The following is a 21,721-nucleotide window of genomic DNA, read 5'->3' as shown; positions in this document are numbered from 1 at the left end:
AAGTTTAATAGGTTTTCGCTATTGGGCTATCGCCAAGCGGTAAGGCACAGGACTTTGACTCCTGCAGTCGGTGGTTCGAATCCACCTAGCCCAGTTCCAATTTTAAATTGGAAAGTTATTTCTTCTTGATAGAGAAGATGGGACATTAGCTCAGTCGGTAGAGCACTTGACTTTTAATCAAGGTGTCCCGGGTTCGAATCCCGGATGTCTCATGTAAAAGATACAATTTTTTGTGTTTTTTATACGCGGATGTGGCGGAATTGGCAGACGCACTAGACTTAGGATCTAGCGGGCGACCGTGCAGGTTCAACTCCTGTCATCCGCAGTTGCCTTGTGGGCACGCTCACAAGGCATTTGTTAACTACATAGTGAATCTCGGGGTGTGGCTCAGTTTGGCTAGAGTGCTTGATTTGGGATCAAGAGGTCGCAGGTTCGAATCCTGTCACCCCGATTGAATTATGGGAAGAAGTCAATTACAATTGTTTTACAATAGTAATTGGCTTTTTTGTTATTATAAATAATTGGTTAATAAAAACTTATTAAAAGTAATAAATAGGTTAATATACTTTATATTATTAATTCTATGGATAAATAAATCCAATAGGATCATGTCAATAGTTTTATGTAAATTAATCTTAAGTAATAAACGATCAATATAAATAAATCCTATATGTAGATAAATCTAATACATGAACTTCACCAATGCATGGGATGTTCTAAATTACACCAATATGCCCATTATTCCAAATGTGAATTATTTCAATCTGAGAATAACCCAAATAGATAAATTCTCCAAGAATCAAATTTCTCCAATTGATAAATTCTCCAAAACTCGAATTTCTTCAATAAATAAATTCTCCAACACTTGGATTACTCCAATAAATGAATGGCTCAAATACTTAAATCAATCGAAAGCTATAATATTATCAATCTAGCAGCAGAATGCAATAAATGCTAGGTAGAGAACATTGCAACCTGATATATTTTATTTGTAAGCAAGTTCGATGAAATAAGATATTTGCTTATATAGATGGGCGAGTATGTTATACATAGAAGGAAACATATAAATAAAAAGTTTTAAGATGCTGTTCTGATGGATGACATATTATGCTTTCAGCTTTAAGTTATTATTGAAGGGAGGAAATATTGATGGAGTGGCTAAATAGGATGAATAATGCCATAAACTATATTGAGAATAACTTAGAAGATAAGATGGATTATGAAAAAATCGCAAGAGCTGCCTGTTCTTCTGTATATCATTTTCAACGTATGTTTTCATTCATAACGAATATACCACTATCTGAATATGTTAGACGTAGAAAAATGACACTTGCTGCATTTGAGCTTCAAAACAGCGACATAAAAATCATTGACCTTGCTCTTAAATACGGATATGAATCACCAGAGGCTTTTACACGAGCTTTTCAAGCGGTTCATGGTATTACACCGACATCAGCGCGCAGAGACGGTGCTAATCTAAAGGCATATCCGCGTATTTCCTTTCAGATGAGTATGAAAGGAGACAGTGAGATGAATTATAAGATTGTTCAAAAGGAAGCATTTCAGGTGTATGGGGTAGAAAGAATTTTTGATACAAAAGATGGGGAGAATTTAAGAGAAATACCGCAATTTTGGTTGGAGTTAAGAGATAATGGGGAATATGAAAAGCTACAAAATTCTGCGAATTATCCGCATACCATTCTTAATTCTATTTGTGGGTATAAAGAGATTGAGGGGAGTAAGTTCCCATATATGATATGTACTCTTAAAACACCATTAAGCGATACGCAAGGTTATACAGTAGTTGATGTTCCAGCTTCTACATGGGCAGTTTTTGTAAATGAGCCTCATAGTATAGAAGAAACTTCAAAAGAAATACAAAGCTTGGTGTCACGAGTTTATACGGATTGGTTGCCTACCTCAAATTATGATATTGATCCGGGATTTGAATTTGAGATGTATTATACCATAAATGAGAAATTCTATGAAGAGACATGGATTAGGGTACTTCCGAAGAAGTAAATGGTAAATACTCATATACCTTAGTAATAAATTGAGATAGATTTCCGATTAACTAAAAGAGAAATGAAAAAGGATTAATTGTAAATAAAATAATTTACAATTAATCCTTTTTTTGACAGGTAAAAATAAATATGATATAAATGATAGTAAGTAAATAAAATTGATTCTTAAAAATTAGAAATTTCAATTCTTGCAGATAATCTAATTTTATATGTCAATATTATTTAAAAAATAAGGAGATGTAATTGATATGAAGAAAGTATATATTTTTTTAGCGGATGGATTTGAGGAGATTGAGGGATTAACAGTTGTAGATATTGCAAGAAGAGCAGGAATTGATGCTGTTATGGTATCGATTACTGGAAAGAAAATGGTGGAAGGGGCTCATGGAATTGGAGTTTCTGCCGATATATTATTTGATGAACACGAATTTTTAGATGCAGATATGCTAGTATTACCTGGTGGTATGCCTGGCACAAATGCATTAATGGAACATGAAGCATTAAGAAATCTATTGATAGAATTTGATAATAAGAAGAAAAATATTGCAGCGATATGTGCAGCACCTTCTATATTTGGTATGAATGGATTATTAAAGGGCAAGAATGCAGCTTGCTATCCAGGGTTTGAAAATAAACTTATAAAAGCCAATGTATGTTATGACAATGTTGTTGAAGATGGTCACATTATAACTAGTAGAGGAATGGGCACAGCAATTGAGTTCTCACTTGCTATAGTAACCAAGTTAATTGGTAAAGAAGCTGCGGATAATCTAGCAAAAGCGATTGTTTATCGTGCATAGATTTTAATAAAATGATTTATTTTTGATTCTATCTTTCTAGATTTTGAGTTTGATTATTAAACTTTGTAACAGTTTAATGCTAAGTACATGGAGGGGTAGAATGGACGTCAAGAAGAAACAGAATGGAAACAACAAGATAAAGAAGGTAAGATATAAAAGAAAGTCGGTTATTGTTAGTACATTATTTATACTTTCTGTCATTTGTAACTTAATTTTAGTTTATAATATGGAAACAAATGAGGAAAATAAAACGAAGAATAAAATACTTGTAAATGCCGCAGATATTTCGGAAGATGTGACATCAGATGATTTTGATGTGATTCAGGTTGAACAGGATACAGAGGGCAGTTTAACAGAGAATACTGTAGAACCATACGCATCTTCTCGGTCTGTTTCAGGCTTACAGTCGAATATAGATTATGTGAAAAGTAAGATTATATTAACGTCAAGCAATGGAAGTACGAAGTTTTATATTAGTAAAGATAAACAAAAAAGTTGGGAGCTATTAAATAGTACGGTAAAAGGAAGTAGTACTGAGCTCGAACTTGCGGCCTATATGAAGACTTCTGAGGTAGTCCTATATTTTAAAGGGGACAAAGATTTGACTCCAATTGAGCTTAAGATACCAAAAGAAGAGACAGATTTAAAAGTAACATATAAAGTATCTGGTACAAATGGTTCACTTGTTTTTACAAATAGAAAAGGTGCTCTTCTAGAATATCGTACAAGTGCGACGGGATATTGGATTGAGCATAATAGTGATACCTTTGATACATCTGCTTATGACGACACAGGGATGACATTACAATTCCGTACCAAAGCGACTACGAACAAAAGAGCAGGTAAGATTGTAAACGCTAAAATTCCAAAACGACCTAGCGCACCTACTGTTAAAGTAGATTTTCAAAATATGGAGATTACTGGCCTTAAAAAAGGAAATACGCAGTATCGCGTTGGTAATAACAGTACTTGGACAACTTTTAATCCAAGTGACACAAAAGTAAAAGGCTTATCTTTATATGATATACTTTCAAATGGAACGGTATCCAATACAACTCAATTAAATGCAAATACCATTGAATTTAGAACTATAATTGATGGAAAAAAAGTACCTTCTGCAATTAAGTTGCTTGATTTTAATAAACAACCATCGGCTCCTAATATCGATGGGGTTTTAAGTGGAAGCACCATAACGATTAAAGACGCGTCAAAAGATAAACCTTATGAGTATGTTGTTTTAAAAACGACAGAGATTGCAGAAATGAATCCTAAAACTGCAAAGTGGAAGAAAGTAACAAGCCCTAAAAGCATTATTATTAAGAAAACTGGGAATGCAACAACGATTAAAGGGGATGTTGTGTTTATACGACTTGCTGCTGTAACTGATGCGAAGACATCCAAAATAACACCTCCTTCTCTTTACGCTCAAAAAGTAATTGAATCCACGACACCTTAAAGCTAAGTAGATTTTATTTCTTTTCGTAAATAAAATAAAGCAATAAGGTTAGGAATTGCCATTAGTGCATTTATTAAATCGGCCGATTCCCAAACGATATCAAGAGATAGAATAGAACCAAAAAATATCATAAGTATGTAAATCAGGCGGTAGCTATTTATTCCTTTTCCGTGGAATAAGTAAACTACCGCTTTTTCGCCAAAATAAGACCAACCAATTAGGGTAGCACAAGCAAATGCCACTAAGGATACATTCAACATTCGTACACCAATGAAAGGTATTTGGGCAAAAGCAGCTGTAGTTAATTCGCTGTAAGAAAGTCCATTTATAGAACTCGGACTTTTTATAATGGTAGAAATAATAACAAGCCCGGTAATTGCACACATAATTACAGTATCCCAAAAGGTAGCAGTCATAGAAACAAGTGCTTGTTCTTTTGGATTTTTTGAATGAGAATCGCAAGCGGCAATAGAAGCGGAACCTAGGCCAGCCTCATTTGTAAAAAGACCTCTTGAAACGCCATATCTTGCAGCAGTTCTTAATGAACCACCAATAACACCACCGGCGATCGCCTCAGGAAGAAATGCTGACTTTACGATTACAATGATAGTATCTATAAGAAAGTGACGATTTAAAAACAATATAATTAGACAAGCTATGATATAAAAGGCTCCCATTGCTGGAACTAAACGCATACAAACCTTTTGAATCGAACGGACACCACCAACAATCGCAAGTCCAATAAGAAATGCTGTAATAATTCCGGATACATAAGGTGAAATACCGATGGTTTTAGTCGCATCGGTTATTGATCTAGCTTGTGTAGAACATCCCATCCCAAAGGCAGCTAAAAGAGTGCAAACAGCAAATAAAATGGCAAGAGGTTTTGAATGGACACCATGTTCTAGGGCATACATTGGTCCACCTGTATAACTTCCATCCTTTTTTTGCTTACGATAAATATGTCCTAAATAACATTCTGCATATGTAGTAGCCATTCCAAAGATGCCAGTGATCCAACACCAAAAAACAGCACCTGGACCACCAAGTGCAACAGCGGTAGAAATTCCTACTATATTACCTGTACCAAGAGTGGCAGCAAGTGTTGTAGTAAGTGTTGAAAAGCTACTTGCGTTACCATGGCTATCTACATCGGAAGAGAGAGAAAGTTTTATTCCCTGCTTTAGATTTTTTTGTACGAATTTTAGATGAAACGTAAAATATAAATGGGTTCCAATGAGTAATAAAAGCATTGGACCTCCCCATAAAAATGAATTCAAGCCTTTTAAGGTTACTAAAATATGATTCATATATTCTCCCTTCCGCGTAGTAATAAAACAGATAAAGAAAGCAACGATTTATGTTATGAGATGAAATTTTAAATTAATATGTAATAATGAAGGCAAAAAGGAATATCAAAAAGGAATGATAAAAGGAACATAAAATACGAAAACTAATACTAATAGTGTGCTTAATCAATGTTTAAATAGTGAAAATTGTAATACTAATAACTGTAATACCAATAACTGTAATTTTAATAGCTGTAATACTAATAACTATAATTCTAACAACTGATAATTAGTAACTTATAATAAATAAGGATAATTTGGAGGCATTGAATAGAAACATCATGTTTCATATATATGAAACGATAAAGAAGAATAGCCCTAAATACTAAAACTTACCATAATATTATTTATATCAAAGGTAATAATAATACCAAGATAAGTGAAGAAAAACAAAACTTTCATTAAAATAGTTTATTTCGTATTCATTATAGTATCGCAATGCGATTTTCTCGAAACGTTTAAGCAAAATGGCTAGTTATGCCGCATAATACGCTTTATCATGAGAGAAAAATTCTATAATATGTTATTCTATCCACCGTGTTTGGAATTATAACAGTACGTTTAAATGTTTTTTCGATAAGTGTTGTCAAGTAAGCGCTTATCGAAAAAAAAAGAATAATATATCCTAGTATTATTACAGGATAATCCTAACAAAATGGATATTATTCAAAAACTATACAGACTCACGGAGGTGAACGTAATGGCAAGTAACAACACAGGTTCTAACAGAGTAGAAGTACCACAAGCGAAGGAAGCATTAAACCGTTTTAAGATGGAAGTTGCATCTGAACTTGGAGTACCACTAAAACAAGGTTACAATGGTAACTTAACAAGTGCACAGAATGGTTCTGTTGGTGGTGAAATGGTTAGACAGATGATTAAAAGACAAGAAGAATCAATGTCTGGTTCCAGCGGAACAAGTGTCTAATACGTTAAAGTAGAAGATACAAGCCTTGCTATGATTCTATTATAATCTAAACGAGAGAGCAGTTGCATAGTAGTTGCAATATTCAATAAACATTGAATGAGCTACTATGTAATAGCTCTCTTTCTTAATTTTATGACAGTGCGTAGTTGCAAGAATACGCCACAAGATTTATTATTCTTGATGAAAGATAACAATAATTAATCATTTTCATCTAAGAATAAATATGTTACAATAATCGGTATGTGAAGCATATAATGACTTGAAAGGATATAGGAGTAATCACATGGGTAAGTATTTTGGTACAGATGGCTTCAGGGGAGAAGCTAATATTGATTTAACCGTGGAGCATGCATATAAGGTTGGAAGATTTTTAGGATGGTATTACGGAAGAGAACATAAAGCAAAAATAGTAATTGGAAAAGATACAAGAAGATCTAGTTATATGTTTGAATATTCTTTGGTAGCAGGATTAACTGCAAGTGGGGCAGATGTTTATTTATTACATGTTACTCCAACACCAAGTGTGTCCTATGTAGTAAGAACAGAAGATTTTGATTGTGGTATTATGATATCTGCAAGTCATAATCCATATTATGATAATGGAATCAAGGTAATTAATGGAAGTGGATATAAACTAGAGAATGATGTTGAAGAATTAATAGAATCTTATATTGATGGGGTACATGAAGAAGTTCCATTTGCCACTCGTGAGAATATTGGTCGAACCGTTGATTATAGTATTGGTAGAAATAGATATATCGGATACTTAATATCTTTAGCAACTCGCTCTTTTAAAGAAGTAAGAGTTGGTCTTGATTTAGCGAATGGTTCAGCAACCACTGTTGCAAAAGGAGTTTTTGATGCACTTGGTGCAAAAACATATACGATGAGTAGTGAACCAGATGGTACGAATATCAATGAAAATTGTGGATCTACACATATAGAAAAGTTACAAAAATTTGTAGTTGAAAATCAGTTAGATATCGGTTTTGCATACGATGGAGATGCGGATCGTTGTCTTGCAGTAGATGATTTAGGTAACGTAGTAGATGGTGATTTGATCTTATATTTATGTGGAACATATATGAAAGAAAAAGGGGAGTTACCAAATAATACAATAGTTACAACCATTATGTCTAACCTAGGATTATATAAAGCCCTTGATAAAAAGGGGATTTTATATGAGAAGACAGCAGTTGGAGATAAATATGTATGTGAAAATATGATTAAAAATAATCACGCTATAGGTGGGGAGCAATCTGGTCATATTATTTTTAGCAAACATGCAACTACTGGAGATGGCGTATTAACTTCTTTAAAAATCATGGAAGTAATGCTTGAGAGTAAAACAAAGATATCTGAATTACTAAAAGAAATACAAGTATATCCTCAACTCTTAAAAAATGTTCGTGTGAAAGATAAAAAGACAGCAAGAGAGGACGTTGATGTTCAAAAGGCTGTTAAGGAAGTTGAAAATACACTTGGAGAAGAAGGAAGAATTCTCGTTCGTGAGAGTGGTACAGAACCAGTTTTACGTGTTATGGTGGAAGCAAAAACTGATGAATTATGTACAGAAAATGTAAATAAAGTAATTCGTGTCTTAGATGAAAAAGGACATGTACAAATATAATTAAATAATTTACAATTGTATAGATTATAGTTTTTGATGGTAAAATTAGTATAAAGTGCTGGAATAGGCGAATTTATAGTCATTTCATAAAAAAGTTATAGATTTTGTAGAAACTACGTGATATAATATACCAATGTCAAACTGCGTTCTGCACTTTATGCATATAAAGTGTAAAAACTAATGATTTAGGAAGAAAGATGTTCCAAGAGTCAGGTGGATGGTGTAATAAATACACCTGATACATGAAAACGCATGTTTTTATAGAAAGTGTGGTATATGAAGGATGCATATACTTTACAATATTTAAGGAGGACTTAACAAATGAGTTACAAGGTGGAAGATTTAGGAAAAAACATGACAAAGCTTACAATAGAAGCTACAGCAGAGGAATTTGAAGTTGCATTAGAAAAGGCTTATCAAAAAAATAAGAATAAGCTTAATGTACAAGGATTCCGTAAAGGAAAGGCTCCAAGAGCTGTTATTGAAAAAATGTATGGCGTTGGTGTTTTCTATGAAGATGCTGCAAATGAAATTATTCCTGAAGCATATGAAAAAGCTGCTGAAGAAAGCAAACTTGATATCGTTTCAAGACCTGATATCGATGTAGAACAGATTGAAAAAGGAAAGCCTTTTATCTTTACAGCAACAGTAGCTGTAAAACCAGAAGTAACACTTGGTGAATATAAAGGAATTGAAGTAGAAAAGACAGTTGTAGAAGTAACTGAAGAAGAAGTTAACGCTGAACTTGAAAAAGTTAGAGAACAAAATTCTAGAATGATTACAATTGAAGATAGACCAGTAGCAGACAAAGACATCGCTGTAATCGATTTTGAAGGTTTCGTAGATGGTGTTGCATTTGATGGTGGCAAGGGTGAAGATTACTCCTTAGTAATTGGTTCTCATTCCTTTATTGACACTTTCGAAGAACAATTAATTGGTAAAAACATTGGTGAAGACGTTGAAGTTAACGTTACTTTCCCAGAAGAATACCAAGTTAAGAGCTTAGCTGGAAAGCCTGCTTTATTTAAAGTTAAGATTAAAGAAATTAAAGAAAAAGAATTACCAGCACTTGATGATGATTTCGCTCAAGACGTATCTGAATTTGATACACTTGCTGAATACAAAGAAGATATTAAGAAAACAGTATTAGAGAGAAAAGAAAAAGCTGCTAAGACTGCAAAAGAAGATGCAGTTGTTGATAAGTTAATTGAAAATGCAACAATGGATGTTCCAGATGCAATGGTTGCTACTCAAAAACGTCAAATGGCAGAAGAATTTGCTCAAAGATTACAAATGCAAGGTTTATCCTTAGAACAATACTTCCAGTTCACTGGAATGAATGCAAATGGATTCTTAGAAACACTTGAACCACAGGCATTAAAGAGAATTCAAAGTAGATTAGTATTAGAGGCTGTTGTTAAGGCTGAAAACATCACTGTATCTGAAGAAGAAATTGATAAACAATTCGCAGATATGGCAGCTGCTTACCAAATGGAAGTAGATAAGTTAAAAGACTTAATTGGAGATAAAGAAAAAGAAGCAATGTCTATGGATATTGCTGTTCAAAAAGCAATTGATCTTGTTGCTAGTGAAGCAAAAGAAGTTTAATTTCATCAGGCTGTTGCTTAGCAACAGCCTATTATGCAATAAATGATTGGGAATAACATACAATGTTAGGCCTTGTATTTTAAAGAAAGGTGAGGGATAAGTTATGAGTTTAGTTCCATATGTTATTGAACAAACAAGTAGGGGAGAAAGATCTTATGATATCTACTCTAGACTATTAAAAGATAGAATTATTTTCCTTGGGGAAGAAGTAACTGATGTTAGTGCAAGTGTAATTGTTGCTCAATTATTATTCCTTGAAGCAGAAGATCCAGGTAAGGATATTAATCTTTATATTAATAGCCCAGGTGGTTCTGTAACTGCTGGTATGGCAATTTATGATACAATGAACTATATCAAATGTGATGTTTCAACAACTTGTATTGGTATGGCAGCTAGTATGGGAGCTTTCTTATTAGCTGGTGGTGCAAAAGGAAAAAGATATGCTCTTCCAAATGCAGAAGTTATGATTCATCAACCATCTGGCGGCGCTAGAGGTCAAGCAACTGATATCCAAATTGTAGCTGAAAATATATTAAAGACTAAGAAAAAGTTAAACCGTATCTTAGCTGAAAACACTGGAAAACCAATCGATATTATTGAAGTTGACACAGAAAGAGATCATTATATGTCAGCGGAAGAAGCACTTCAATATGGTATCATTGATAGTGTTATTACAAGCAAATAATAATTAAGTTACTATAGAAGTTCTGGCAATAAAATATAAAATACAACATATCTTATGATAAAACTGTTGTATTTTATATTTGTTGTTAGAAAATAATGTAGGTATTAGATAAAGTGAGGTGAATTTATTGGCAAATAGAACAGATGAAAGAAAACAACTACGTTGTTCTTTCTGCGGTAAGTCTCAGGAGCAGGTACGTAAGTTATTAGCTGGCCCTAATGATGTTTACATCTGTGATGAGTGTATTGAGCTTTGCTATGAGATTGTCGAAGAAGAATTTGAAGATGATGATGTCGTAGAGAACAATAATGGCATTAATTTGTTAAAGCCTGCAGAAATTAAAGAGTTCTTAGATCAATACGTTATCGGGCAGGATGATGCTAAAAAAGTACTTGCTGTATCCGTTTACAATCATTATAAGAGAGTATTATCTGAAAAAGATTTAGATGTTGAATTACAAAAAAGTAATATTTTAATGATTGGTCCAACAGGTTCTGGTAAGACATACGTTGCACAGACATTGGCGAAGATACTTAATGTACCATTTGCAATTGCAGATGCAACTGCACTTACAGAAGCTGGTTATGTTGGTGAAGATGTTGAGAATATTTTACTAAAAATAATTCAGGCAGCAGATTATGATGTTGAGAGAGCGCAATATGGTATCATCTATATTGATGAAATAGATAAGATAACAAGAAAATCTGAAAATACATCAATCACTAGGGATGTTTCTGGTGAAGGTGTACAACAGGCTTTGCTTAAGATATTAGAAGGAACCGTTGCAAGTGTACCACCTCAAGGTGGTAGAAAGCATCCACATCAAGAATTTATCCAAATTGATACTACGAATATTTTATTTATTTGTGGTGGTGCGTTTGATGGATTAGATAAAATTGTGGAAGCGAGAACTGGTCAAAAGGTAATTGGCTTTAATTCTGATATTACCCTAGGACAAAATGTTAATATCGGTGATTTATTTAGAAAAGTACTTCCACAGGATTTAATCAAATTTGGTATGATTCCAGAGTTTGTTGGTCGTGTACCAGTGAATGTAGCACTTGATTTATTGGATGAGAAAGCATTGGTTCGTATTTTAACAGAACCACGTAATGCTATTATAAAACAATATAAGAAGCTATTTGAATTAGATGGCGTTGAACTTGAATTTGAAGAAGATGCTTTATATGAAATAGCAAAACGTTCCTATGAACGTAAAACCGGTGCGAGAGGACTTAGAGCAATTATGGAATCTGTCATGATGGATACTATGTATAAAGTTCCAACGGATACTAGTGTTCTAAAGTGCATAATTACAAAAGAAGCTGCACAGGGCACGGCAGAACCAAAGTTAATTTGTTCTGATGATGGTGGTCAAAGAAAACCGGCACAAAAAAGAACAATGAAAAAGAGCAACAACGAGATTGCCTAGTATTGTCTGTCAGCGGATACAGAAGTTGAAGCTGACAGATTTTTTTTCTTTATAGACATTGAAAAGCACGGAGTACATGATCGTATAAAATAAAAAACTATATTAGATGTAATCAACTAGGTACAGAATGGAGGAAATTAAGTGAGTGAATATACGAGACAAATGCCAGTCGTGGCCATAAAAAACATGGCGGTAATGCCCGGAATGTTGATTCATTTTGATATAAATAGAAAGTTCAGTATGAAAGCTGTGGAAGAAGCTATGATGTCTGGTGAGCGAATATTTTTAGTAGCTCAAAAGGATGATAGCATAGAAGAACCAACCAAAGAAGATCTGTTTGAAGTAGGAACCATCGCCTTAATTAAACAGTTAATTAAACTTCCTGGTAATGTAATGCGTGTCTTAGTAGTTGGTGAAGAAGCGGCCATTCTGAATGAAATAACATCATCGGAACCATTCTTAACAGGTATCATTTCACCATGTATTACCGACAGCGATGAATTATATAAAAATGAAGAAGAGGCTATGATTCGTAGCTTAAAGGACATTTTAGAGGTCTACCTAAAAGAAAATACAAGTATAAACGTAGATGTAGTGAATCAGTTACAATCCATCCATGAATTAGAAAAAATGGTGGAGCAGTTATCGATTTATATACCTATGTCGCTGGAAGAAAAGCAGGATATCTTAGCTGCAACGACCCTTATGGAACGTTATGAGCGATTGCTTGTAATCTTAACGAATGAAATCGAGATTATTCGTATTAGGAAAGAACTTCAAGGGAAGGTAAAGGATAAAGTAGACAAGAATCAGAAAGACTACATATTGCGAGAGCAATTAAAAGTGATTCGTGAAGAGCTCGGCGAAAGTAATTCAATATCCGATGCAGAAGAATTTATGAATAAAGCGAAAAACCTTGTTGCATCCGATGAAATTAAAGAGTCTATTTTTAAAGAAATTGAACGTTATAAAAATGTTGCAGGCAGTTCCTCTGAAAGTGCAGTATCCAGAACATATATCGAAACATTATTATCACTACCATGGGATAAGATGAGTGAAGATAGAAATGATATAAAACAAGCAAGAAAAATTCTAGATCAAGAGCATTACGGACTTACTAAGGTAAAAGAGAGAATTTTAGAATTTTTAGCAGTAAGACAATTAAAGAAGGATGCGGATAGTCCAATTCTTTGTTTGGTAGGCCCTCCTGGTACGGGTAAGACATCCATTGCGAAATCATTAGCAAAAGCATTACAAAAGGAATATATTAGAATTAGTCTTGGCGGAGTAAGGGATGAGGCTGAAATACGTGGACATAGAAGAACTTATGTTGGGGCCCTTCCTGGTAGAATCGCCAAAGGATTAATAAATGCGAAAGTGAAAAATCCTTTAATGCTACTTGATGAAATAGATAAAGTTGGATCTGATTATAAAGGAGATACGGCAGCTGCACTTCTAGAAGTGCTTGATGGAGAGCAAAATAATAAGTTTGTAGATCACTATGTAGAATTACCAATTGATCTTTCTAATGTATTGTTTGTGGCTACCGCGAATTCACTTCAAACAATACCAAGACCATTGCTTGATCGAATGGAAATTATTGAAGTGAGCTCTTACACTGCAAATGAGAAGCTACACATTGCAAAAGATTATCTTGTGAAGAAACAGATTTCAAAGAACGGACTTAAAAAAGAGCAGATTAGTATTTCAAAGTCTGCGCTGGAAAATATTATACTCCGTTATACAAGAGAAGCTGGTGTACGTAATTTAGAAAGAAGAATCGGCGAAGTATGTAGGAAAGTAGCGAAGGATATACTAGAAAAAGAGGATACGAAATATAAGATTACGGACAAAAATCTAGATTATTATTTAGGAAAACCTAAGTTTAGTTTAGATAAAGCAAATGAAACAGACGAAATAGGTATTGTTAGAGGATTAGCATGGACGAGTGTCGGCGGTGATACTTTACAAATCGAAGTCAATACAATGAGTGGTAGAGGTAGCTTTGAACTTACTGGCCAATTAGGTGATGTTATGAAAGAATCAGCAAAGGCTGGGATAAGCTATATACGTTCTGTCAGTGAAGAATATGGGATAGAAGAAGATTATTTTAAAAAGCATGACATCCATATTCATATTCCAGAAGGGGCAGTTCCTAAGGATGGTCCATCCGCTGGTATTACAATGGCAACGGCTATGATTTCTGCAATTACGAAGAAAAAGGTTCGCCATGATATTGCAATGACAGGTGAAATTACGCTTAGGGGTAGAGTACTACCAATTGGCGGGTTAAAAGAAAAATTATTAGCGGCTAAGATGGCAGGTATTAAGCTTGTATTAATACCAGATAAAAATCAAAAAGATGTAGATGAAATTGAAGCTGAAATTAAAGAAGGAATAACAATTATTCCAGTAAAAACAATGACAGAAGTATTAAAATATGCATTTGTTTAAATTAGAGTGGTACTTTAATTTAAAAGAGCATGGAGGTAAAAATGAACGTCAATAAGGTAAATTTAGAAACTGTTTGTGGAGTTACAAGTGTATTACCCGAAAATGATAAACCTGAGTTTGCATTTGCGGGGAAATCAAACGTTGGAAAATCTTCTTTGATTAACGCTTTAATGAATCGTAAATCTTATGCTAGAACATCGTCACAACCAGGAAAAACACAGACAATTAACTTTTATAATATTCAGGATAGTCTATATTTTGTAGACCTTCCTGGATATGGATATGCAAAAGTTTCTTTGGAGTTAAAAGCAAAATGGGGTAAAATGATTGAAAGATATCTAAAAACCTCAAAACAGTTAAAAGCAATCTTTTTACTTATCGATATTCGTCATGAGCCATCAGCAAATGATCGAGATATGTATGAATGGGTTGTATATAATGGATTTGAACCAATCATCATTGCAACAAAATTAGACAAAATTAATAGAAGCCAAAAAGACAAACAAGTGAAAATAATTCGTGAAGGATTAGGGGCAAAAAAAGAAACTGTAATCATTCCGTTTTCGGCTAGTTCAAAACAAGGTTTAGAAGAAATATGGTCACGTATTGAGGGACACCTTACCCCTAACATGGAAGAAGAGTAGAAGAGGATTTCAGGATGGATGAATTTGATGAAAAGAAGGACCCCTTTACAGAAAGATTTGAAGAAGAGCAGGATTTAAACTTCTTTGCTGGAGAAACAGACGATTTATTTGATATCAGTGATATATTGAAACAACAAGTAAATGAAGAATTTTGTGCCGAGTCTGCGGCAACAGTCATCTCAGAACCTGTTGGAGTACGCAAAAGAAAAGGTACACCAAAGAAAAAACTACCATTTAAGTTATTAAAAATATTTGGGATTACAATTACATCCTTTATGTTAATCATCGGATTCTTTGCTGGTACTAAGGGTGGTCGAAGTATCATTTATGATGTAGCAAGTCGCATTATCTTAGCCTATGTTAATAAGGGCGAGAGTGTACAGACCTATGCTACAATCAGTTTTGAAGATGTTATGAGTAACTTGATAAAGATTGCTGGTGAAGAGCAAAATGAGTTAAACACTGGAAGTCTTACCAATGTTAGAAAAGAAGTATATGTAAAAAACTATTTAATCTTTGGTATTGAAGAAATTGGTGGTGCAAAGAATACGGATAGTATTATGATTGGATCACTGAATACAAAAGATAATACGATTAAATTAACTTCACTACTTCGAGATTCCTATGTGGAAATACCAGGTTTTAGTCCGAATAAATTAAATTCTGCTTATGCCAAAGGCGGTATTTCATTGCTTATGCAAACCATAGAGCAGAACTATAAAATAAAACTAGATGGATATGCCTATGTAAATTTTGATTCCTTTGAAAAGATTATTGATTTATTAGGTGGTATTGATATAGAATTAGGTGCTTCAGAAGCAAATTACTTAAATACAACAAACTATATTTCTAATCCAGCGAATCGATACGTAAAACAAGGTTGGAATCATTTAAATGGTAATCAAGCACTCGGTTATTGCCGTGTAAGAAAAGTTGCTACACTTGGTGGAGCAAATAATGATTATGGTCGTACAGTTCGTCAAAGAAGAGTTTTAAATGCGATATTTGAAAAATGTAAGTCAAAGAGTATATTTGAATTGCTAGGTATCGTAGATGATTGTCTAGGCCTTGTTACAACAAATGTCAGTGCTAGAGATATTAAAGATGCTTTAGAGCATTTGGTTGAGAATGGAATTACAACATTAGATACTACAAGAATCCCTGTAGATGGTTTGTTTGATGATCCTCGTGAATATAATGGGGTTACATATCCAATTGTTTTAGATTGGGAAGCGAATATCAAAGAATTATATAAATTTATATATCTTGATGATGATGTAGAAGCCGAAACGCAGTTGGATTCCTTGTCAGAGACAGGACAATAAAGAGTCAATAAAATAGAAGGTCTAGAAAACTTCAGATAGATATCAATCTATTACAAAATTATTTGATTATAATTAAATAATAAAAGAGAGGCTATTTTTATGGTATCCCTGATGTAAACAGCTTATATTAAACTGTTTGTACAAGGAAATAATCATAAATAATAGTCTCTCTTTTTTAGATATTCTTATAATTGTTCTTTTAATGCTTTAATTATTTCATCATATTCAGCATCACTTAATGTAAGCTGTTTTGGATCCATTGCAAATGTTCCGCCCCATTCAAATTCGTCTTTGTACTTTGGTACAAGGTGGAAATGTAAATGGTGTCCAGTATCTCCATAAGCACCATAGTTCACTTTATCTGGATGAAATGCTGCATGGATTGCCTTTGCTACATGATTTACATCAGCAAAAAATGCATTTCTTTCTTCATCTGATAATTCAGTCATCTCACTTACATGAAATTTACTTGCAACGATGCATCTGCCTTTGTGGCTTTGTTCTTTAAAAAGATATAATTTTGTTGCAGGTAATTCACAGATTTTAATACCAAATTTCTCAACAAGTGCGCCTTCTGCGCAATAGGAACAATTTTCATCAAACATAGTTACCTCTTTCTGCCGTAAGTAGCGGCGTATAAAATTTTAGTTATCAGCAAGGAGAGAAGAGATAACATAAGCATAAATGTCAGAGCTTTTATTCTTCCAATTTGAGCAGATAAGGTTGGCTTCCTTTTCTGTTGGAACAGATAGTTTTAAATCAATGATGGCACTATCACGTTCCATAACTCGAAGGTGAGCAATGTACTCGTCTTTTTTAGCTTCGTAGTAATCTGCCAAACTAGAAACTTCTTCTCTTAAGCTGTATTTATGAATCTTTAGGTATTCCTCAATTTCTTCACGAATGACGGAAGAAATTGTATTGCTAAAGAAAGATAAGGTCTCGCGACCACTATCTGTGATTTGATAGAGGGAACTGTTGCGTATGGTTTCAGAGGAAATATACTGATCGTCTACTAATTCATTAATCGTTTGTTGAATATTAAAGTAATTGGTATATTCCTTTTCTAAAATAAAGTTGGTTAACTGCCCATTGGTTAACGGAAAGTCTACTTTATCTAAAATATATAATACGATTAACTTATAAAGCATAAGTGTTTCCGCTTGCATTTAAGTTCCCCTTTCACATAGTATTCCTTGATACGTATTTCGTTTTTTTAATTCATGATGAATCGTGTTTAATACTCGTTTTTTATCACTACTCCATAATGGTGCTAGTAGTATTTTTTTTGGCCCATCTCCAGTAATTCTATGAATCACAATATTACTTGGAATTCGTTCTATACAATCAATAAGAGTATCGACATAATCTTCAATATTTAACATACGAAATGCTTCAGGGTGTGTTTTATAAACTTGCTCTAGTTTCGTACCCTTTAGCACATGCATTAATTGTAGTTTTATTCCCTGGATATCTAGGTTACTAACGTAAGAAACGCTTGTAAGCATATCCTCTTTCGTCTCATATGGCAGACCAAGGATGATATGCACGATTACACTAATATTTCTTTTACGCAATTGCTCTACCGCTGTGTTAAATATTGAGAGTGGATAGCCACGATTAATAAAATTGGCTGTTTCTTCTTTCGTTGTTTGTAAGCCAAGCTCCACCCATACAGGCTTTATTTGATTTAATTCATCTAATAAAGATAGAACTTCCTCTGGAAGGCAATCTGGTCTTGTAGCGATTGATAATGCCACAATTTCAGGATTTTCTATAGCCTCATAAAAGATTTTTCGTAAATAACTAACAGGAGCATAGGTATTTGTATATGCTTGAAAGTATGCAATATATGCCCCGTGGTCCATTTTATTTCTTACAAGTGCTTTTGCTGATTCAATTTGTGTGGTAATTGAATCTAGAGAATTCGTAGCAAAGTCACCAGAACCACCGGAAGAACAAAAAATACAACCGTTCATTCCAAGGGTACCATCACGATTTGGACAAGTCATACCACCATTTAATGATAGCTTATACACCTTAAAACCAAATGTCTCCTTAAGGTAATAGTCAAGTGAGTGGTATCGTTTATCATTCCACATAGTCATAATTATATCAAAGCCTTTACTGCATTGCTTACTACTTCGCATACTCGTTCATCAAAGGCTTCTGGAAGAATAAAATCTTCATTTAATTCGTCCTCACTTACTAAATTAGCGATTGCAACTGCAGCAGCTAGCTTCATTTCATCTGTGATCTTAGATGCTCGACCTTCTAAGGCACCTTTAAAAATACCTGGGAATGCAATTACATTATTCACTTGATTTGGAAAATCACTTCGGCCAGTGCCTACAACCTTTGCACCAGCAGATTTTGCAAGATCAGGTAGAATCTCAGGTACAGGGTTTGCCATTGCAAAAAGAATGGAGTCTTTGTTCATTTTAGAAACCATCTCAGGGGTAACGATGTTTGGAGCAGAAACACCAATAAAGATATCTGCACCTACAAGGGCGTCACTTAAAGTTCCCGCTTCGTTCAAAGGATTTGTGACTTCCATCATTTCCCGTTGCATGTAATTAAGGTCTTTCGTATCTTTTGATAGGATACCAACTTTGTCGCAAAGGATTAGATTTTTAAAGCCATATTGTAATAATAGTTTCGAAATGGCAATACCGGCTGAACCAGCGCCATTTACGACAACTTTGCAATCTTCTTTTTTCTTGTTTGTAACTTTAAGTGCGTTAATCACACCTGCAAGAACTACGATTGCAGTACCATGTTGATCGTCATGAAAAACAGGAATATCTAGAAGTTCCTTTAACCTATTTTCTATTTCAAAGCATCGTGGAGCTGAAATATCTTCTAAATTAATACCACCAAATGCTGGTGCGATATTTACGATGGTTTTAATAATTTCTTCCGTATCTTGTGTATCTAAGCAAATTGGAAAGGCATTAACGCCACCAAATTCTTTAAATAAAACACATTTACCCTCCATTACAGGCATTGCAGCTTTTGCACCAATATTTCCAAGTCCAAGAACTGCGCTACCATCACTAACAACAGCTACTGTATTTGATTTAATTGTGTATTTATATGCAGCTTCTGGGTCATTGGCTATGACCTTACAAGGCTCAGCTACACCAGGGGTATATGCAAGTGATAAATCTTCTCTAGATTTCACTTCACATTTTGCAGTTGTACTCAACTTTCCATGCCACTCTTCATGTAACTGTAATGCTCTTTCACTTAGTGTCATATGATATCCTCCTAATGGTATTAGCGCAATTTATTTGGCCAAGTAGTAATCGAATTAATAATAACACTATGAAGTGGGTAAATCAAGCAAGAATCTAAGTGTAGCTTTTAATTTGTTCTATTTATAGTAAATTTGGCCCGAAATCAAAAAACTCTTTTTTTTCTTATATATATAGTGTATAATGAAGCATATCAGAAGTTCTAAAACAATTTTTGACAATAGTTTATTCGGAACAATCATGAAATATAAGTAGTAGTCTATATTATTTTAGTATTCGTATTACTAGAATGCACTGCAGACATTATGTTGACCCTATATCAATTCTAAATCAATTCCGATTATCAATCCTCAGAAAAAACATTTTATATTGAAGGAGTATGTCTATGAATAATATGTATCATGATATGCCATTAAGTAGTTTAAAGGCTTTAGCAAAAGAAAGAGGCATTAAAAATTTATCCACGTTACGGAAGCAAGAATTAATAGATATATTAATTAAAGCAGATGATGTAGATTCTGAGGCTTCTATAGAAGTTAGTGGAAAAGAAAATCTAAATAAACAGGAACATCACACCATAGGGGAAGGTGTAAATATAAAAGAATCAGGTAAAAAGCAAGAGGAGCCCCAATCAAGTGAAGTAAATAATAAGCAAATGGTTCGTGGTAAACAAGTTGATATAAATAAAGCTGAGGATGTAAGTAAAGACAAAGCAGAAAGCAAACATGAAGAATCTAATAAGATGCATGGATTGAAAAAGAGCGATGAAACAAATAGATATGAGGATAAGAACAAAAGAGAAATGAATCATAGAACAGATATGTCTCGACGTGAGGATTATTCAAGTAGGGATAACAACAAAAAACATGAGGAAGCTGTTACAAGAGTTGATAATATTAGAACGGAGAGCAATGATAGAAATAGGGAAAATTCGAGAAATTCCAATACAGTTGATATGGAACAATTGGATTCAGGAGAAACCAAAGAAGGCATCCTAGAGGTGCTAAGTGATGGATATGGTTTTATTCGTTGTGATAATTTCCTTCCTGGTGAAAATGACGTATATGTATCCCCTGCGCAGATTCGAAGATTTAATCTAAAAACAGGAGATATCATTGTTGGAAATACTAGAATAAAAAATCAAAATGAAAAGTTTAGTGCACTTTTATATGTAAAGAGTATCAATGGATTACATCCATCGGATGCTGTTAAAAGAAAGAAATTTGAAGATTTAACTCCAATTTTTCCAAATGAGAGAATCCATTTAGAAACACCTGGATGTGGCGTTGCTATGAGAATGGTAGATTTAATTTCTCCAATTGGAAAAGGACAAAGAGGTATGATAGTTTCCCAGCCAAAGGCAGGAAAGACGACGTTATTAAAGCAGATTGCTAAGGCAATAACAAAAAATCATCCAGAAATGCATCTAATTATTCTATTAATTGATGAACGTCCTGAAGAAGTTACCGACATCAAAGAATCTATCGAAGGAACAAATGTTGAAGTTATTTATTCCACCTTTGACGAATTGCCAGAAAATCACAAAAGAGTATCCGAGATGGTTATTGAACGTGCTAAGCGTTTAGTTGAACATAAAAAAGATGTTGTAATCTTATTAGATAGTATAACAAGACTTGCAAGAGCGTATAATCTTACAGTACAAGCCAGTGGTAGAACATTATCTGGAGGTCTTGATCCAGCAGCTCTTCATATGCCAAAGAAGTTTTTTGGTGCTGCAAGAAATATGAGAGAAGGCGGAAGTTTAACAATTTTAGCAACAGCTCTTGTTGAAACTGGAAGCCGTATGGATGACGTTGTTTTTGAAGAATTTAAGGGAACTGGTAATATGGAACTTGTATTAGATCGAAGTTTATCAGAAAAAAGAATTTTCCCTGCAATTGATTTGCCAAAATCTAGTACAAGACGTGATGATTTATTACTTACAGGTGCTGAAGTGGAAGCAAATTATTTAATGCGAAAAGCCTTTAATAGTATGAAGTCGGATGATGCTGTAGAGAGAATTATTCAATTATTTTTACAAACAAAGACAAATAATGAATTTATAGAGCTTATTAAAAAGACAAAAATCGTTTTTTAGGTATTGCAAAAAAAGGCTGTCTATGTTATAA

General features: G+C 33.8%; 17 protein-coding genes and 4 tRNA genes. 16 read left to right on the top strand and 5 right to left on the bottom strand.

Going from position 1 to position 21,721, the window contains the following annotated elements:
- The first annotated feature begins 22 nt into the window (after positions 1-22).
- From BN4220_RS08290 to BN4220_RS08260, 7 genes are all read left to right on the top strand, one after another.
- Positions 23-94, top strand: a tRNA-Gln gene (locus tag BN4220_RS08290).
- A 45-nt stretch (positions 95-139) separates the two neighbouring features.
- Positions 140-212 (top strand) — tRNA-Lys (locus tag BN4220_RS08285).
- A gap of 33 nt (positions 213-245) precedes the next feature.
- Positions 246-325: transfer RNA gene (locus BN4220_RS08280), tRNA-Leu, on the top strand.
- A gap of 51 nt (positions 326-376) precedes the next feature.
- Positions 377-451: transfer RNA gene (locus BN4220_RS08275), tRNA-Pro, on the top strand.
- A 698-nt stretch (positions 452-1,149) separates the two neighbouring features.
- Positions 1,150-2,022: an AraC family transcriptional regulator gene (locus BN4220_RS08270; protein ID WP_066715401.1), complete on the top strand. Its 873-nt coding sequence runs from the start codon at positions 1,150-1,152 to the stop codon at positions 2,020-2,022.
- 250 nt (positions 2,023-2,272) lie between these two features.
- Positions 2,273-2,824 carry a DJ-1 family glyoxalase III gene (locus BN4220_RS08265; RefSeq protein WP_066715400.1) on the top strand — a complete coding sequence of 184 codons (552 nt, stop codon included), beginning with the start codon at positions 2,273-2,275 and terminating at the stop codon, positions 2,822-2,824.
- A gap of 100 nt (positions 2,825-2,924) precedes the next feature.
- Complete coding sequence (locus BN4220_RS08260) at positions 2,925-4,280, top strand: hypothetical protein (RefSeq protein WP_066715399.1); 1,356 nt, start codon at positions 2,925-2,927, stop codon at positions 4,278-4,280.
- A 2-nt stretch (positions 4,281-4,282) separates the two neighbouring features.
- Here BN4220_RS08260 and BN4220_RS08255 read toward each other — a convergent pair whose 3' ends face one another.
- The gene (locus tag BN4220_RS08255; RefSeq protein WP_066715398.1) at positions 4,283-5,590 is read right to left on the bottom strand and encodes an alanine/glycine:cation symporter family protein; all 1,308 of its coding nucleotides are present in this window, start codon (positions 5,588-5,590) and stop codon (positions 4,283-4,285) included.
- A 739-nt stretch (positions 5,591-6,329) separates the two neighbouring features.
- On the opposite strand from BN4220_RS08255, the gene BN4220_RS08250 reads away from it, so the two are divergent.
- The 8 genes from BN4220_RS08250 (at position 6,330) to BN4220_RS08215 (ending at position 16,335) form a co-directional block, all read left to right on the top strand.
- Positions 6,330-6,557: an alpha/beta-type small acid-soluble spore protein gene (locus tag BN4220_RS08250; protein ID WP_066715397.1), complete on the top strand. Its 228-nt coding sequence runs from the start codon at positions 6,330-6,332 to the stop codon at positions 6,555-6,557.
- 283 nt (positions 6,558-6,840) lie between these two features.
- Positions 6,841-8,187, top strand: coding sequence for a phosphoglucosamine mutase (gene glmM, locus BN4220_RS08245; protein ID WP_066715396.1), 1,347 nt, complete (start codon positions 6,841-6,843; stop codon positions 8,185-8,187).
- 321 nt (positions 8,188-8,508) lie between these two features.
- Positions 8,509-9,795 carry a trigger factor gene (gene tig / locus BN4220_RS08240; RefSeq protein ID WP_066715395.1) on the top strand — a complete coding sequence of 429 codons (1,287 nt, stop codon included), beginning with the start codon at positions 8,509-8,511 and terminating at the stop codon, positions 9,793-9,795.
- A 103-nt stretch (positions 9,796-9,898) separates the two neighbouring features.
- Positions 9,899-10,480, top strand: a complete 582-nt coding sequence (clpP, locus tag BN4220_RS08235; protein WP_066715394.1) for an ATP-dependent Clp endopeptidase proteolytic subunit ClpP — start codon at positions 9,899-9,901, stop codon at positions 10,478-10,480.
- 127 nt (positions 10,481-10,607) lie between these two features.
- Positions 10,608-11,912, top strand: coding sequence for an ATP-dependent Clp protease ATP-binding subunit ClpX (gene clpX, locus BN4220_RS08230; RefSeq protein WP_066715393.1), 1,305 nt, complete (start codon positions 10,608-10,610; stop codon positions 11,910-11,912).
- Between the two features lie 141 nt (positions 11,913-12,053).
- Positions 12,054-14,366: an endopeptidase La gene (gene lon, locus BN4220_RS08225; RefSeq protein ID WP_347477066.1), complete on the top strand. Its 2,313-nt coding sequence runs from the start codon at positions 12,054-12,056 to the stop codon at positions 14,364-14,366.
- A 41-nt stretch (positions 14,367-14,407) separates the two neighbouring features.
- Positions 14,408-15,010, top strand: a complete 603-nt coding sequence (gene yihA / locus BN4220_RS08220) for a ribosome biogenesis GTP-binding protein YihA/YsxC (RefSeq protein ID WP_066715392.1) — start codon at positions 14,408-14,410, stop codon at positions 15,008-15,010.
- Between the two features lie 14 nt (positions 15,011-15,024).
- Positions 15,025-16,335: an LCP family protein gene (locus BN4220_RS08215; RefSeq protein ID WP_066715391.1), complete on the top strand. Its 1,311-nt coding sequence runs from the start codon at positions 15,025-15,027 to the stop codon at positions 16,333-16,335.
- Positions 16,336-16,520: 185 nt separating this feature from the next.
- Here the strand turns inward: BN4220_RS08215 and BN4220_RS08210 are convergent, their stop codons facing one another.
- From BN4220_RS08210 to BN4220_RS08195, 4 genes are read right to left on the bottom strand one after another with little or no spacing between them, the layout of a single operon-like run.
- Entirely contained in the window at positions 16,521-16,940 is a 420-nt protein-coding gene (locus BN4220_RS08210; protein WP_066715390.1) for an HIT family protein, read from the bottom strand.
- Between the two features lie 39 nt (positions 16,941-16,979).
- Positions 16,980-17,504: a DUF4364 family protein gene (locus tag BN4220_RS08205; protein WP_066715389.1), complete on the bottom strand. Its 525-nt coding sequence runs from the start codon at positions 17,502-17,504 to the stop codon at positions 16,980-16,982.
- A complete protein-coding gene (locus BN4220_RS08200) occupies positions 17,505-18,485 on the bottom strand; it encodes a TIGR01212 family radical SAM protein (RefSeq protein WP_347477065.1) in 981 nt (326 codons plus the stop codon). It lies immediately after the preceding gene.
- Entirely contained in the window at positions 18,446-19,594 is a 1,149-nt protein-coding gene (locus BN4220_RS08195) for an NAD(P)-dependent malic enzyme (RefSeq protein ID WP_066715387.1), read from the bottom strand. Before BN4220_RS08195 ends, BN4220_RS08200 begins: the two co-directional genes overlap by 40 nt.
- Positions 19,595-19,977: 383 nt before the next feature.
- Between BN4220_RS08195 and rho the strand changes: the two genes are divergently transcribed.
- Positions 19,978-21,690 carry a transcription termination factor Rho gene (gene rho / locus BN4220_RS08190; RefSeq protein ID WP_066715386.1) on the top strand — a complete coding sequence of 571 codons (1,713 nt, stop codon included), beginning with the start codon at positions 19,978-19,980 and terminating at the stop codon, positions 21,688-21,690.
- Positions 21,691-21,721: the final 31 nt, after the last annotated feature.

The sequence above is a fragment of the Clostridium sp. Marseille-P299 genome, from assembly GCF_900078195.1.
Lineage (GTDB): Bacteria > Bacillota > Clostridia > Lachnospirales > Lachnospiraceae > Lachnoclostridium.
The sequence above is the reverse complement of the archived record's forward strand: the minus strand, read 5'-3'. Positions and strand labels throughout refer to the sequence as shown.

Coding starts and splice junctions, on each gene's coding strand:
- BN4220_RS08265 (WP_066715400.1), top strand. CDS start 2,273: ATGAAGAAAGTATATATTTTTTTAGCGGATGGATTTGAGGAGATTGAG.
- BN4220_RS08200 (WP_347477065.1), bottom strand. CDS start 18,485: ATGCGAAGTAGTAAGCAATGCAGTAAAGGCTTTGATATAATTATGACT.
- BN4220_RS08210 (WP_066715390.1), bottom strand. CDS start 16,940: ATGTTTGATGAAAATTGTTCCTATTGCGCAGAAGGCGCACTTGTTGAG.
- BN4220_RS08205 (WP_066715389.1), bottom strand. CDS start 17,504: ATGCAAGCGGAAACACTTATGCTTTATAAGTTAATCGTATTATATATT.
- rho (WP_066715386.1), top strand. CDS start 19,978: ATGAATAATATGTATCATGATATGCCATTAAGTAGTTTAAAGGCTTTA.
- BN4220_RS08250 (WP_066715397.1), top strand. CDS start 6,330: ATGGCAAGTAACAACACAGGTTCTAACAGAGTAGAAGTACCACAAGCG.
- BN4220_RS08260 (WP_066715399.1), top strand. CDS start 2,925: ATGGACGTCAAGAAGAAACAGAATGGAAACAACAAGATAAAGAAGGTA.
- tig (WP_066715395.1), top strand. CDS start 8,509: ATGAGTTACAAGGTGGAAGATTTAGGAAAAAACATGACAAAGCTTACA.
- glmM (WP_066715396.1), top strand. CDS start 6,841: ATGGGTAAGTATTTTGGTACAGATGGCTTCAGGGGAGAAGCTAATATT.
- BN4220_RS08255 (WP_066715398.1), bottom strand. CDS start 5,590: ATGAATCATATTTTAGTAACCTTAAAAGGCTTGAATTCATTTTTATGG.
- BN4220_RS08215 (WP_066715391.1), top strand. CDS start 15,025: ATGGATGAATTTGATGAAAAGAAGGACCCCTTTACAGAAAGATTTGAA.
- BN4220_RS08270 (WP_066715401.1), top strand. CDS start 1,150: ATGGAGTGGCTAAATAGGATGAATAATGCCATAAACTATATTGAGAAT.
- BN4220_RS08195 (WP_066715387.1), bottom strand. CDS start 19,594: ATGACACTAAGTGAAAGAGCATTACAGTTACATGAAGAGTGGCATGGA.
- yihA (WP_066715392.1), top strand. CDS start 14,408: ATGAACGTCAATAAGGTAAATTTAGAAACTGTTTGTGGAGTTACAAGT.
- clpP (WP_066715394.1), top strand. CDS start 9,899: ATGAGTTTAGTTCCATATGTTATTGAACAAACAAGTAGGGGAGAAAGA.